General features: G+C 59.9%; 11 protein-coding genes and 4 pseudogenes. 6 read left to right on the top strand and 9 right to left on the bottom strand.

Going from position 1 to position 14,205, the window contains the following annotated elements; genetic code table 11:
• Positions 1 to 194 precede the first annotated feature (194 nt).
• Positions 195 to 333 (top strand): annotated as a pseudogene (locus tag EA462_RS08455) (IS5/IS1182 family transposase); the annotation flags it as partial.
• Between the two features lie 676 nt (positions 334 to 1,009).
• Positions 1,010 to 1,745, top strand: a pseudogene (locus EA462_RS08445) (IS6 family transposase).
• 832 nt (positions 1,746 to 2,577) lie between these two features.
• Here the strand turns inward: EA462_RS08445 and EA462_RS08440 are convergent.
• From EA462_RS08440 to EA462_RS08430, 3 genes and pseudogenes are all read right to left on the bottom strand, one after another.
• A pseudogene (locus EA462_RS08440) lies at positions 2,578 to 2,739 on the bottom strand (carbohydrate kinase); the annotation flags it as partial.
• Between the two features lie 162 nt (positions 2,740 to 2,901).
• Positions 2,902 to 3,978 carry a methionine synthase gene (locus EA462_RS08435; protein ID WP_124178127.1) on the bottom strand — a complete coding sequence of 359 codons (1,077 nt, stop codon included), beginning with the start codon at positions 3,976 to 3,978 and terminating at the stop codon, positions 2,902 to 2,904.
• Positions 3,975 to 4,979, bottom strand: a complete 1,005-nt coding sequence (locus EA462_RS08430; RefSeq protein ID WP_124178126.1) for a 5-methyltetrahydropteroyltriglutamate--homocysteine methyltransferase — start codon at positions 4,977 to 4,979, stop codon at positions 3,975 to 3,977. Before EA462_RS08430 ends, EA462_RS08435 begins: the two co-directional genes overlap by 4 nt.
• Before the next feature lie 122 nt (positions 4,980 to 5,101).
• On the opposite strand from EA462_RS08430, the gene EA462_RS17740 reads away from it, so the two are divergent.
• Both EA462_RS17740 and EA462_RS08425 read left to right on the top strand, forming a co-directional pair.
• On the top strand, positions 5,102 to 5,230 hold the full coding sequence (locus tag EA462_RS17740; RefSeq protein WP_279387010.1) for a hypothetical protein: 129 nt from the start codon (positions 5,102 to 5,104) through the stop codon (positions 5,228 to 5,230).
• A 43-nt stretch (positions 5,231 to 5,273) separates the two neighbouring features.
• Positions 5,274 to 5,522 carry a hypothetical protein gene (locus EA462_RS08425; RefSeq protein ID WP_243641385.1) on the top strand — a complete coding sequence of 83 codons (249 nt, stop codon included), beginning with the start codon at positions 5,274 to 5,276 and terminating at the stop codon, positions 5,520 to 5,522.
• A gap of 24 nt (positions 5,523 to 5,546) precedes the next feature.
• Here EA462_RS08425 and EA462_RS08420 read toward each other — a convergent pair whose 3' ends face one another.
• A complete protein-coding gene (locus EA462_RS08420; RefSeq protein ID WP_124178125.1) occupies positions 5,547 to 6,407 on the bottom strand; it encodes a UbiA family prenyltransferase in 861 nt (286 codons plus the stop codon).
• Positions 6,408 to 6,633: 226 nt separating this feature from the next.
• On the opposite strand from EA462_RS08420, the gene EA462_RS08415 reads away from it, so the two are divergent.
• Positions 6,634 to 7,539: a pentapeptide repeat-containing protein gene (locus tag EA462_RS08415; protein WP_124178124.1), complete on the top strand. Its 906-nt coding sequence runs from the start codon at positions 6,634 to 6,636 to the stop codon at positions 7,537 to 7,539.
• A gap of 36 nt (positions 7,540 to 7,575) precedes the next feature.
• Here EA462_RS08415 and EA462_RS08410 read toward each other — a convergent pair.
• The 3 genes and pseudogenes from EA462_RS08410 to EA462_RS08400 form a co-directional block, all read right to left on the bottom strand.
• A pseudogene (locus EA462_RS08410) lies at positions 7,576 to 8,174 on the bottom strand (FAD-binding oxidoreductase); the annotation flags it as partial.
• A gap of 1 nt (position 8,175) precedes the next feature.
• The gene (locus EA462_RS08405) at positions 8,176 to 9,141 is read right to left on the bottom strand and encodes an NADPH:quinone reductase (protein ID WP_124178123.1); all 966 of its coding nucleotides are present in this window, start codon (positions 9,139 to 9,141) and stop codon (positions 8,176 to 8,178) included.
• 59 nt (positions 9,142 to 9,200) lie between these two features.
• Entirely contained in the window at positions 9,201 to 10,322 is a 1,122-nt protein-coding gene (locus EA462_RS08400; protein WP_124178122.1) for a pyridoxal phosphate-dependent aminotransferase, read from the bottom strand.
• Positions 10,323 to 10,485: 163 nt separating this feature from the next.
• On the opposite strand from EA462_RS08400, the gene EA462_RS08395 reads away from it, so the two are divergent.
• A complete protein-coding gene (locus tag EA462_RS08395) occupies positions 10,486 to 11,136 on the top strand; it encodes a DUF6517 family protein (RefSeq protein WP_124178121.1) in 651 nt (216 codons plus the stop codon).
• Between the two features lie 107 nt (positions 11,137 to 11,243).
• Here EA462_RS08395 and EA462_RS08390 read toward each other — a convergent pair whose 3' ends face one another.
• Together EA462_RS08390 and EA462_RS08385 are read right to left on the bottom strand one after the other, a co-directional pair.
• Entirely contained in the window at positions 11,244 to 12,107 is an 864-nt protein-coding gene (locus EA462_RS08390) for a 2-oxoacid:ferredoxin oxidoreductase subunit beta (RefSeq protein WP_124178120.1), read from the bottom strand.
• Positions 12,104 to 13,861, bottom strand: a complete 1,758-nt coding sequence (locus EA462_RS08385; protein ID WP_124178119.1) for a 2-oxoacid:acceptor oxidoreductase subunit alpha — start codon at positions 13,859 to 13,861, stop codon at positions 12,104 to 12,106. Before EA462_RS08385 ends, EA462_RS08390 begins: the two co-directional genes overlap by 4 nt.
• Between the last annotated feature and the right edge of the window lie 344 nt (positions 13,862 to 14,205).

Below are 14,205 nucleotides of genomic sequence, written 5' to 3'. Positions count from 1 at the left end.
GACTAAGTGGTTCCTTCCGTCGGTTCGAGCGACAGTTTGGCGAGTGACAATGCGGATGGCGTTCACTCGAGCATCGACTCGAGATCGCTCCTGTCTGGACGGCCTCCGCCACGGACCACGGCGATTCTTCCGCCGCGACCGCGATCGAACCGTCCGACCCTCGCGTCGCGAACACCGTGTGCGGGCCGGCGCCGAGAGCGTTATCTGAGACCGTCTTCTCGGTGATCAAGCGCACGCTCGGCGACGACGTGCGTGCGCGAAGCTGGGTATCGTGAATTCCGTGAAATCGTTCTGATGTGTGCTGTCTACAACATCAAACGTGCCGTGAGCTAGGCAAATCCAACGGCGTATGGCGATTCACCACGGTCATATCATTCAAAATGATTGAACGGTTCTCTGACTCAGCAACAATGTTCTTCACAAGAACGTCCGAAATAGCTTATTTGCACATGCTTCAGTTATATCCTGTCCTATTGCAAATCTTTAATCTCATCCAAAATACCAATTGCTAAACTGATGGCGTATAAATTTATGAGGAGCAATATAGTTAGCATGATTACAGTAACACCAGGGTTGAGAACGACGAATGATAAACCTAATATGGAAATTAAAATCAATCCAATTTTATGAGTTTTCATTCGAGTCTCGGCCATATTACTATATTCTACTCTCTATTATATAAATTTTTCTATATTGATCTATGTTGTTTAGTGGTGTATCGGAAGTTGTCTAGTTCAAACGTTATTTGAGGCAGGGTAGAGCGTACGGAGTTTGGTCCGAGTATCTGTTGTTGAGGCCTGCCACTCGGCATCACACCCATTTCCTTTCGGTGCTGTCTCCCACGAACAATCGCCGAAAGGAGAGTTGCTACGTATTGAATATGCCGATAAATACACTCTTAATATATTCTTAATTCTATTAAGTATTCATAATATATTTATAAATTAAATTGCCCGGCACTGTGTAGATGAGGGTTTGAGAAGCGAGCAGGTGGTGGCGAGAAGTGCTCATGCAACTCGCCGACCTGCTCAGAGAAACCTTGAACGTGGATTGTGGTGAGGTTTGGGAGAACGAGCGCACCCGACACCCGTCAGGGTGTTCGGGGTGCGCCTGCATTCGATGGGATTGTCGGTTCGAGAAGTCGTCGCGGTCCTCGAATTACTCGGTATTGAGCGTTCTCACGGTGCAATCTGGAACTGGACGCACAAGCTGTCGGAGGCCCAGAGCGACCCGCCGACGGCGACGCCGTCGCGGGTCGCGGTCGATGAGAAACAGATCGAGGTTAACGGTGAGAAAAAGTGGCTGTACGCCGCGATCGACACGGAATCGAAGCTACTGCTCGAAATCGACGTCTTCAGCCGTCCCCAGAACGCGAGCGTTCTGGTGTGCGAACGAGACGCGTAGCGTCTTGTCAACGCCGCGGGACTGACCCCGCGGCGGCGTTCCTGCATCGGCTCACCGAGAAATACGATCTCGACGAGACAGAGTTTCTCGTCGATGCTGGCGGCTATCTGACTGCCCTCGCGCGCCACGAATTGAGCGGTCACCCCAACTACAGCGACCGAAACCACGTCGAAAAGTGGTTTCAGACCGTCTCAATGCGGATCGACCGCTTTCACTCCTTCTGGCGGGGCAGTCCGGCCAGCGCAAGACGCTGGCTCAGACGCTTCAGACACCACTATAACCACGATCGACCGAATCAAGCGCTCAATGGCCGAACGCCAGCTGAGGAGGTCCTGAACTAGACAGTGCCCGTCGGGTGTTACCAACAACTGAGTGAATCGCAATTACAATTGGACATGATATATTTTTACCCTCTGCCTGCTGATCATACTGCTTCCAATTTACCTTCCCCTCTTCAGTTTTGGAAATTAACACTTTAGTTAACGTTAAATATATAATCATTCTGTTAAGAACTATTGTGTATACACTGAGTTTCGTTACTGTGTCGGAATCAATTAATTTCTCGAAAATCTCACTGCTCAACTCATCGAACCATCACGAGCGGCGTTGTTTCGAGCGAGGAACGCTTCCAGCAGGACACGACTCGACGGACGGATTGGCTTCTGTGCCCAATGTGTGGGGTGAAATAGACAATCTTCTGTGAAGTGTGTGATGAAAGTCTCACACAGCGTCAGCATATCGCCGCGGATTACCTCATCGGTGGACATGGAACCGTAGACGCGGACGCGTTGGTCAATTTCCACGGTGGATTCTTCGAGACATACTTTCCGTCACTGACCGTCTACACCGACTGACTACCCTCGCGTCACATCGAACGAGTCGTACGCCGGGACTGGCCTTTCGGAGAGGTTCGGCGGGAGAATTGTACTATCATTACAGTTGAAAGTAATCGTGTCTTTCCAGTTAGGTTTCTCCTTGCCGGCACACAGCGCTGTCTGCTCACGGATTCTTGAAGATTTCGTGTACGCTCGTGGAGCCGTCTCGTCGTCACTCGCCCCCTCAACAGCGCACGCCACCGCGGTCGAAAAGGTACGTGAGGAACGAAACGACTCGTCGAATCCCTTGAGTCCCGGCCGACACCGCCGAGATCGGTCCGGGAACGAATATTCACGGCCAATGAACGACTATCTCCGCGAGTGCGTCGAGTCCGACGGCGACGTTCGCCGGCGCACCGCCGGCCCGACGACGAAAGCCCTCGACCGCCGAGATCGGTCCGGGCCGAACGGGAATGAAGTCGACGAGCGCTTCGCCGGCGACGAGGATATCGTTGCTCATCTCTCAGGTTCCCGTGATCGGTCGCGTCGTGTCGGGGCTCGCGATCGCGACGTCGCGTGCTCTGGTATTTTCCCGCCGGCTCGAGTCGCACTCTTTCGTTAACTCGAGTCGCGTCCTCTCCGATTCGAGCCTGGTCCTCTCGTCGACTCGATCGTGTCGGGATCAGTCGTCGGCCGGCGTCGGCGCACCGCGCTCGACGTCGATTTCGCCGGCGTCGAGTTTCGCCTCGACGTTGCGGGCGGCCTCGACCATGTTCGCCATCTTGCCGTAGGCGACCTCGCGGTCCAGGAGCTTGACGCCACAGTCCGGCGAGAGAACCAGCTGTTCCGGCGGGACGACCTCGAGTCCTTTCAGGATGTTTCGCTCGATCTGCTCGACCGATTCGGCCTCGCCGACGTGGACGTCGGTGACGCCGAGCGCGAGGTCTTTCGTGAACTCGGGGTCTTTGAAGACGTCGAGCTGGTCGTAGTCGCCGTTGGCGAGTTCGAGATCGAACTCGTCGACGGGGAACTCGAGTATCTCGGGGTAGATCCGGGAGTAGTCGCCGTAACAAACGTGGAGGCCGATCCTGACGTCCTCGGGGATGTCCGCGACGATGTGCTCGAGCGCTTCGCCGACGATGGCGTGATCGTCCGGCGTGGTCGCGAGCGCGGGTTCGTCGATCTGGATGTAGCGAGCGCCGGCCTCGACGAGCTTTTCGATCTCCTCGTTGACGAGGTCCGCGAGGTCGTATGCGAGTTCGGCATCGTCCTCGTAGGCTTCGTTGAACGACCAGCTCGCGAGCGTGTACGGTCCCGTGATGGGCACCTTGACCGGGCGATCGGTCGCGGCGGCGGTGAACTCGTACTCGTCGACGAGCCAGCTTTCGTCGTACTCGACGTCGCTGACGACGCTCGGTTTGTCGAAGTAGTTGTGTCCCCAGACTTTGACCGGGCCGTTGAACTCGTAGCCCTCGATTCGGTGGGCGAAGAACTCGACCATCTCGTTGCGCCGCATCTCTCCGTCGACGACGACGTCCAGGCCGGCGCGTTCGTGTTCGTTCGTGATCAGGCGAGCCGCGTCGTCTTTGGCTTCCTGATAGTCGTCATCGTCGAAGTCGTGATCGGGGTCCTGGTAGAGCTCTTTTGCGCGGTTGAGCCACTTCGGCTTCGGATAGCTGCCGACGACGGTCGTCAGCAGGAAGTGATCGTTCTCGTGATCGTCCGGTCGGAACTGGTCTTTGTTCTCGTTCGTGGTCATGCTGCTTTCACCTCCGCGAGCTCCGCGGCTTCTGCGAGGACGGCGAGTTTCTCCTCGAACTTCGCGTAGGGTAGGTAGAACGTCTCCGTGTTCGTCGTCAGGTACACCGTCTCGAACTCGGAAACTGGAATCTGATCGAAGACCCAGTCGACGCGGTCCCGGATCGCTTCGGGATCCTCGACGAGCGTGCTCTGTCCATCAGCGAGACCGAGCGAGACGTCGTCCGTCGCGCCGTACTCCTGGATGTTGTAGACGTTGTCGTCCTGGTCGGCAACGAAGTCGAAACCGACCGCGTCGATATCGGCATCGAGCAGGTGGGCGTACGCCTTCTCCGAGAGTGCGCCCCAGTAGGGCTGGACGACGACGTCGGCGTCGGTCGCGTTTGCGACCCGATCGATCGCCTCACTGGCCCGTTCGTCCTGACCGTCGTCGGGGGCGTTCTCGACGAGCGATGGCTCGAGCAAGAACAGCGTCTCGACGTCGGGGAACGCATCGACCTCGCCCGCGAGGAAGTCGGCCACGGCACCGAGAAACTCGGCTTCGTCGCCGTAGTGCTCGTCGGTGGCCAGATCCGAAAGGGAGTAGGGCCCCGGAAGAACCGCCTGCAAAGCGTCTCCGTCCGTCAACTCGGCGGTCGTCTCGAGCTCCGAGGCGACGTCGCCGGAGAACGTGAGATCGCCGGTAACGACCGGGTCCCGATAGAAGTTGTTGTTGTCGTAGTAGCGGACGATTCCCTCCGTCTCGACGGAATCGTGGACGGCGAGCGGGTGGGCGAGCATGTCGTCCCAGCGAAGCTGTCCCTCAGCGATTCGATCGAGGCCGGCCTCCCGTTGTCGGTCGAGTACCTCCTCGCGGGCGTCCTCGTAGACGGCCGTGATCGCGTCGTCTTCGTCCCCAGTGATGAGGTCGTGTTTCTGGTGGCCCTTGAGATCCGAAAGGTCGTCTTTCGCCCAGTCGGGGAGCGGAAAGAGCCCCGGTGTGGTCGAAACGTACTCAGTCATCGTAGGTCCGGCTAGGCTATACCGACGCTTAATATTTTCCATCCTGTTTCATACATAGCAGTAATCACCGGGCGAACCGCCACGGCATTCCTTTGTGAACGTGTACCGTACGCAGGGTCGAGATGGCTGCGGGCCCGGTCTCGAGAGCGACGACCAACTACTCGAGCGAACGATCGTCGACGACGCAGGCCAATCCGAAAGCGGCCTCGAACGCTGTAACTCAGGGGATGGCACAGATCGAAGCTGACTGACCGGTCAGTTTATTGTGGTCGACTACTTACGCCAAGGTAAGAGATGAGCGAACCGACACCGACGCTGATGGATGACATCGAGTACGTCCGCGAAGAGAACGTGATCCACCTGTGGAGCGCGATCATTTCGGCGGCCGTTTCGGTCGTGATTCCGATCGTCGGAATCCTCGCGGCCTACAGCGGATACAGACTGACGACGATGATGACCAGACGATGGTTCGGCCTGTTGTTCGCCGCGTTCGGTCTCACGAGCCTGGCGTCGTGGCTGCTCTGGCTACTTGGCGTCTTTTGAACGTGAGCGGACAGCTCGAGCGATTCATCCGAGCGCCGCAAGCGGCTCGAACCAGACGGCCGCGACGAGCACCGCCAGAAAGACGTACGAACCGCGAATGAGCAACATGGTTGCGATCTCCGGATCGGCTTGGCGGGCAACGACGGCAACTGCGGCAAACGCGAGCGCGGCGAGGACCGCACCCGGGGGGAACACGCGGACAACGGCCAGTGCAGCGACGCCGAACAGCGCAGTCAGTATCAGCCCGTACGCGATGGAGTAGGCTCGACGGGGGCCGACAACGACGGCGACGGTCCGTTTGGCTATCGAGCGATCGTACTCGTAATCCTGGGCGTCGTCGATCACCTTGATCCCGGAAAGCAAGAACAGAAAGACGAGGGCGAATCCGACCACGACCGCCGAAAGCGTCCCGGTCTGAGTCGCGTAGCCGCCGAGAATCGCGAGCGCGATTCCGATCGGGTATCCCGTCGTCGCAGTGAGCGGGTTGGTATCGAGCTGGGGGGCGTGAAAGAACGCGATCAGCCACGTCGGAACGGTGAGTCCAACTGCCAACGGGTTTGCGAGAACGACGAGGAGGAGACAACAGCCGACGAAGATCGTCGTCGAAGCTGCGATCCCGATCCGACACCCGCCCACCGTGAGCGGATGATCGTCGTCTTCGTCCCTGACGTGGAAGTCGACGTATCCGTCCTTGACGTGTGCCGTATAGACCGCGGCGAACATCGCGGTGACGTGAACAGCGGCGAGCGTCGGATCGATAGTGGTTGCGAGGAGCGCCCCGAACAGCGACGCGGCAAGTGGGGGCAGCATAAAAACGGGGTGGACCTGGGACCAGAACGCCCGTACGTTCGCCTCGAGGCCCGAGCCATGTCGAACCAGGGACATACGCAGTGTGATGACGAGCTGATGTATATATCCCATCCCCGAGACTCACCACGAGTCTGACACGGGTTAATCGCGATATTTTCCACGAAACGGAAACGTTACTCGCTACGGAACGGCTGTCACGGATTCCGATCGTCGGGCTCGTCCGTATCGTCGACCGCAACTGATTTGGGAGATGGCTTCAGTATTCACATCGAAGTGGGAGTCGACCACTGCCCTCCAGATCATGCAATTCGATCGCTTCAGTCCGAATTCGAAAGCGTGTGCGTCCAGACGAAAGCTACTCGAGCGTCTCGGTGCGATCGGGACGGCCGGAGCGATCACAGGGCTCGCAGGCTGTCTGGCACGCGGGGACCGTGAAACGAGAGCGTGTAACGGCTACACGATCGAGCCGGAAGCCGATCTCGCTGGCGCTGACCTGAGCGGGTGTGAACTCCGCGGTGCGGACTTTACCGAAGCCGACCTCTCGGACGCGGATCTCTCCGGCGCGAATCTCAGGGAAGCGAACTTCTTCCTCGCGGATCTCTCGGGTGCGGATCTCTCTGATGCGGATATCAGGGACGCGGACATTCTGGTCAGCGAACTCGCCGCAGCGGAGCTTTCGGGAACCGATTTTTCGGGGGCCGACCTTCCCGGTCGAGACTTCTCGAACGACGACCTCTCCGGAGTCATCCTCGCTGACGGAACTCTCTCGTCGTCGGACCTTTCGGATGCGGACCTGTCGGACGCCGAACTCTCCGGCGTCGACCTCTCCGAGGCGCTTCTCACCGGGACGGACCTCAGCGGAGCCGATCTCTCCGGGACGATACTCGAGGACGCAACCATCGAAAACGTCACTCTGACCGGGACGATCGCGAGCGGTGTGGCGCTTCCGGAGATCGATCTCTCCGGCGAAGATCTCTCGAACACCGATTTCTCCGGGACCGATCTCTCGGGTGCGGATCTCTCCCAAACGACGCTCTCGGGTGCGGATCTCTCGAACTCGGACCTCACGACCGCCGATCTAACCGGTGCCGATCTGAGAGATGCAACGCTCGAAAACGCGAACTTGAGCGGGGCGACGATTTCCGACGTGAACTTCGATGGTGCGACGTGGCGGGACGGCTCGGAGTGCGACCCGAGTTGCTTTTGATCGCTACCGCCCACCGTCCTTGCCAGGGCTTCGGTCCTCGAGTCCGATCACCCAGTCAGCAACCTCGCCGTACCTGACGGTTTGCATGCCACTCGCATCGGTCGCGATCATACCACCGATCGTCGAGATATCGCCCGACGATGGCAGCAGCGGAAAGAACAGTCCATCGGCAGCGACGTACTCGTCGACGGCTTTCCCGATGAGTCCGGGTCCGACGTCGATCTGGAAATCGTCCGGGCGATAGTCGAAGATCGCATCCATCCGGGTGAGATCCAGACTGATACCCCCGTATCTCGGGACTGCACTGCCTTCCAGCCCCGTCCCGGCCGCATACGGGGTGACCGGAACGCGGTGGTCGGTCGCCGCCGAGAGGACGGCGGAGACGTCGCCGGCGGATTCGGGCCAGACCACCGCATCCGGTCTGACGCCGTCTCCGCGGTGTTCCGTTCCGAAGTCGGCGGCGTGTGATACGGATTACTGTAACGATTTACCGGCGCACCCGCGACCCGGGCGGCGGGTGCGTCGGCAATGATTTACAGTAAACCGTATGAGTCGCGTCGGCCCGCCGCGAACGAGTACTGGTCGTCCTCGAGGCCGACTTCTCCCAGGAACGAACAGTCGTGGCTCTCGTCCATCTCAGGGCTCGATAACTAGTTTTCCAAAGACGCTGTCTTCCATCACCGCTCGCTGTGCCTCCCCGGCTTCGTCCAGGTCGTAGCGTCGGGCCAGTTCGATCGACAGCTCACCGGCGTCCATGAGGTGGGCGGTCCCACGGAGCGGCACGCGCAGATCGGGCGCGTTGAACATGCTCATAAATGTGTAGGTAACGTCCTTCGAGCGAGCGGTCCCGTCGTTCGAAAACGCCGGGTCCGGACTGTTCTCACCGATGCCGACGACGCGAGCGTTCTTGGCGGCGACGTCCGCATCGAACTGCAGGTAGTCGTCGAGACGATGGTCGAGGATTACGTCGACGCCGCCGTCGCTCGCCTCGAGAACCGCGTCCTCGAGATCGTCGCGCACGTAATCGAGGACCGCCGTTGCGCCGAGGTTCCGAAGCTCGTCGTGGTACTCCGGTGCAGCCGTCGTGATGACTCGAGCGCTGACCGCGGCACCGATCTGGACGGCGGCGTGGCCGACGCCTCCCGAACCGCCGTGGACGAGACAGTACTCGGCCGGCTCGAGGTCGCCGTGGTCGATGAGTGCACGCCAGGCGGTAACGGCTGCGACGCCGGCCGCACCCGCATCGACGAGGTCGACTCCGTCGGGGAGTGAGACGACACGATCGACCGGAACCGTCGCGTACTCGGCGTACGCTCCCTGAAAGGTTCCGTTTCCGATACCGGTTCCGTAGACTCGATCGCCGTCGTCGAACTCCGTTACGCTCTCTCCGGTTTCCGCGACGACACCGGCGAGGTCGACGCCAGGTGTAAAGGGAACCTCAGCGGGTTCGTAAGAACCGTCTCGGAAGTAGGTGTCGACGGGGTTGACGCCCGCGGCAGCCACCTCGACCAGGATCTCGTCGTCTGCCGGCTCCGGTCGATCGATATTTTCGACCTGCAGTACGTCAGGATCGCCTTGTTCGTGTAGGTGGACAGCTCGCATCTCGTTCGGAGATCACGGCACGGTTGGGGATAAGAATGTGTATCCAGGAACCGGGTGTCTTACTTGACAGCTGCTGTCGCGTCGTCGATGATCTCGAGTGCGCCTTTCAGCTCCGCGATACCGGTCGCGTACGAGATTCGGGCGTATCCCTCGCCGTTGGCTCCGAAGGCGTCTCCGGGGACGACGATCACGTCGCGGTCGAGTACCTCCTCACACCATCCCTCCGGAACCTTCGGCATGACGTAGAACGCACCCTGTGGCGTCGGCACCTCGAGTCCGGCGTCCTCGAGTCCGTCGAGAACGACATCGCGCCGACGCTCGAAGGCGGCGACCATCTCGTCGACCGGCTCTTGCGGTCCAGTGAGCGCCGCTTCGGCGGCGTACTGTGCGGGTGCGGAGGCACACGCTTGAGCGTACTGGTGGACCCGAAGCATGCGTTCGATTCGACGGGTGGAGCCGACGACCCAGCCGAGTCGCCAGCCGGTCATCGAGTAGGTCTTCGAGCAGGCGCTGACGACGACCACGTTGTCGGTTCGGGAGAACTCGAGCGGGGAGCGGTGGTCGCCCTCGAAGACGATGTGTTCGTAGACCTCATCGGAGAGACAGAGTACGTCGTACTCGTCCGCGATGCGGGCGAATTCCCGCATGTCCGCCTCGCTCTGGACCGCGCCCGTCGGGTTCGCGGGACTGTTGACCACGAAGACGGCGGTTTCGTCCGTGATCGCCGCTTCGACCGCCGCCGGATCTAGCGTGAGATCCTCCCGGAGCGACACCGGCTTCGGCGTACCGTCGGCAATTCTCGTCAGCGCGTCGTAGGAGACGAACCCTGGATCGGGAAATATCACCTCCTGTCCCGGATCGACGTGGGCCTCGAGAACGAGGTGTAACGCCTCGCTTCCACCCGACGTGGCGATCGCGTCTTCGGGGTCGATCTCGAGTCCATACTCGCGGTCGTACTTGGTCGCAATCGCCTCCCGAAGGCTGTGCGTTCCTTTATTTGACGTGTAGGCGTCAGTTCGACCGTTCTCGATCGCGTCGATCGCTCCCTGGCAAGCGTGTTCGGGCGTCGGGAAATCCGGTTGTCCGATCCCGAGGTTGATCGCGTCCTCGCCGGCGGCTTCGAACACTTTACGAATGCCGCTGATCGAAACCTGCTCGACGCGGTGGGAAAACTCCGTCATGCCTGAACGGGCGCGACCGAACCCGATAACTCTTGATGTGTCACCCGACGACGGTTCTCCGAGCATCGGCGGAACCGAGACGACGATCAGCGACCGTCGAGATCTGTCCGTGCGTGATCACCTGGCCGAAACGAATAACAACCTGGTTTACCAGTCTTCGGTAATGCCATTCGCTCGACGATCGATACTTGCCGCTGGAGCGACTGGAACGCTCGCGGTAACGGCCGGCTGTCTGGATTTCGTTCTCGGAGACGGCCCCCTCGAGTTCGAGGCCGGACGCGTCGCTCCCAGTGAGTCTGCGCTTTCGGAGACGGGATACAACGAAGCCGAGGTCGACGAGGAAACGATCGAGGAAACGGTCGAAGTCGGCGGCCTCGAGCGTGAGGTCCGGGCGACGCTGTGGCTTTCGACGTACACGAAAACGCGTACGATCGAGGGCATCGAACACGATGCGAACTCCTTCGTGGCCGTCTCAGTTCCCGGAATGGAGGTGATGGGACGATCGTTCAACCCGCTCGAGGATATGAGCAACGAGGAGTTGCTCGAGGAGTTCGTCGGTCAGGCGAACGTCGACGTCGACGACATCCAGCACAAGGACTCGTTTTCGCTCGAAACCCTGGGCGAAGGTCGTGACGTAGATCGGTTCACCGGGGAGACTCGGGAGGGCGGAGAAACGATCGCGGTCGAACTCGCACTGACGTCGTTCCGCCACAATGACGACTCGATCGTCTTGCTTGGTACCCACCCGGAACTGCTCGCCGAGGAGTCAGCAAACGTCGAGCTACTGATGGAGTCCGCCGAGCACCCGGTCTGATTCGGCGTCCGTCACCGAATGCCGCTCGACCACAGGTATTCGGTCTCGTATGACGGTGGTGACTCGAGAGGTAGTCGAACGAAAAACAGTCGCCAGATCGAGGGGTTTCAGTAGAACTCGCGAACGAGGTCCATCGCGTCCTCGGGTGCGCCGTCCGGAATGTCGGACATGTCCTCGGTGACGCCGTGTTGTTCGTGGTACGGAACGGAGTTTTCGTCCTGATACATGACTCCCTGATACTCCTTTTCACCGTCGAGGATGACCTCCTTTGCGGCCTCGTAGTCCGTCGGATCGTGACCTTCTTCCTCGAGGTCTGCGAGGCTGTCGCGGAAGTAGTCGTAGGTGTCGACATCGTTGAACGTCACGCACGGACTGAAGACGTTGACGAAGCCGAACCCGTCGTGCTCGATGGCCTCCTGAATAATCTCCTGGTGACGAAGCGCGTCGGAGCTGAACGACTGTGCGATGAACGACGCACCCGATGCGAGTGCAAGCGCGAGCGGATTGACCGGAGGTTGCTTCGGCCCCTCGGGAGTCGTCGACGTCTCGAAGTCCGAGCGCGAGGTCGGGGACGCCTGTCCTTTCGTCAGGCCGTAAATCCGGTTGTCCATGACCACGTACGTCATATCGACGTTCCGTCGAACGGCGTGGACGAAATGACCGGCACCGATCGAGTAACCGTCACCGTCACCACCGGCGACCATAACCTCGAGATCGGGTCGGGCCATCTTGACGCCGGTTCCGACGGGAAGCGCGCGGCCGTGGACCCCGTGAAGGGCGTAGCTGTGCATGTAGGTCCCGATCTTCCCGGAACAGCCGATGCCGGCGACGACGAACGTATTGTCGGGATCGTTGCCGGTTTCAGCGAGGCCTTTCATCATCCCGTTCATCGTCCCGAAATCGCCGCATCCGGGACACCAGGTCGGCTGTTTGTCGGACTTGAAGTCGGTGAATCTGACGTCGGAGCTCATTGTGCTGGCACCTCTTCGGAGAGTTTGTCGGTAATCTCTGTCGCGAGTTCGTCCGCTTTGAAGCGGACGCCGGTATACTTGTTGATGCGTTTCACGCGGGTAAGGACGTCGTGTTCGATCACGTCTGCGAACTGGCCGGTCGCGTTACACTCGACGACGATCGTCTCGTCGGCCGCCTCGATCTCACCGGTGAGATCCGGTCGCGGGAAGATGTACGGAACCGAGATCACGCGCACGTCGATGCCGTCCTCCTCTAGGTAGTCGAGCGCTTCGACCAGCGCACCCTCGTTCGACCCCCACGAGATGACGAGGTTGTCCGCGTCCGGATCTCCGAACTCGCGGTAGTCCCAGTTCTCCTCGTTTTTGGCCGTTTCGACCTTGCGGTTTCGCTTGTCGACCTGTCTGACGCGTTCGCCCTCGTCCTCGGTTCGACGGCCGAGTTCGTCGTGCTCGAGGCCGGTGGACATGTGTGCGCCGTCGGTCGTCCCGGGAATCGCACGCGGGCTGATTCCGTCGTCGGTGACGGCGTGAGCGCGGAACCGATCCTGCGCGTCGAGCCACTCGTCAACCTCGTCTTCGTCGACGAGCTTCCCGCGGTCGATTTCGACCTCGTCCATATCGAAGGCTTCCGGTGGGAACGTCTGTTCGGTTACTGCAAGCGCGAGGTCCGAGACGACGTACACCGGCGTCTGATACTTCTCGGCGTAGTTGAACGCCTCGACGGTCTTCCAGAAACACTCAGCGATCGTCGTCGGTGCGACGACGAAGCGTGGAATCTCGCCGTGACCGCCGTAGAGCGTCATGTTCAGGTCACCCTGCTCCTGTTTCGTCGGCATCCCGGTCGAGGGACCGGAGCGCATGACGTCGACGATAACGAGCGGCGTCTCGCTGGTAGCAACGAGTCCGAACGTTTCGGTCATCAGGTCGATACCCGGCCCGGAAGTCGCCGTCATCGAGCGTGCACCCGCTCGAGCCCCGCCCAGGGCCATATTGATCGCGGAGAGTTCGTCTTCCGCCTGAACGACGTGCCCGCCGTACTCCTCGATCCGTCCCGTCAGGTACTCCATGACGTTCGTCGCAGGCGTGATCGGATACCCGGCGTAGAAGCGACAGCCGGCCGCAAGTGCGCCCATTCCGATCGCCTCGTCGCCGTTCAACAGGACGTAATCGTTGTCCGTCGTCTCGAGGTCGTAGCCCAGATGCGAGAGATCGTAGTTCTCCTGGACGTACTCCTGGCCCAGTCGGGCCGCATCCTTGTTGTTCTCGACGATCTTCGAGCCTTTGCCGCCGAATCGCTTCTCGAGCGACTCGTCCAGATATCCGACGTCGAAACCGGTGATTTCACACGCGGCACCGAGGGCGACGACGTTTCGCATGATCGCACCGCCCGCGTCTTCGGCAAGCGACTTGAGCGGAACGTCGACGGCAGTCACCTCGTCCGGGACGTCGGCCTCCCAGGACCGTTCGCCGTCGTAGATGACTGCGCTTCCTTCGTGGAGTTCGTCCAGGTTTTCGTCGATCGTCCGCTGGGTGAGTGCGACCAGAATATCGAGCCTGTCGACAACGCTTTGAACGTCGTCGACGGAAGTACGAATCTTGTAGGCGGTGTATCCACCGCGGATTCGTGAGGCGAAATCTTTCGAGGTGAATACGTGCCGTCCGGCCCGGGAAAGTGCCTGAGCGAAAATCTTTCCAGTGGAGTCGATACCGTCTCCGGCTTCGCCTCCGATCGCCCAGTTGAGATCCTCAGCCATGTTATGGCGAACTTGCCCCCAGTAAATGAAAAGGCTTCTGAAACCCCAATCGAGATACCGTCGTGCTAGCTAACTGGTTTCCAACTGAATGTGAGTTTGGTTTATAGTTATGAACCGTATACCGTAACTCGAGATACCGAGCGAGAGGTTCCACCTCTCCGCTTCGACCAAAATACACTCATCTTCGAACAGAAATCACAAAGAGGATAGCGGTTCGTAGGCGACTCCCTGTTCGATCGCCCCGATTCCACGCACTCGCCGACGACCCCGGATCATCGATCGAACGATAACGGTTCGAGAGAGCACCGTATCGGCCCGGTCGAAGCGCCCGTCGTCGAATCGCC

Source organism: Natrarchaeobius halalkaliphilus, assembly GCF_003841485.1.
Taxonomy (GTDB): Archaea; Halobacteriota; Halobacteria; order Halobacteriales; family Natrialbaceae; genus Natrarchaeobius; species Natrarchaeobius halalkaliphilus.
The sequence above is the reverse complement of the archived record's forward strand: the minus strand, read 5'-3'. Positions and strand labels throughout refer to the sequence as shown.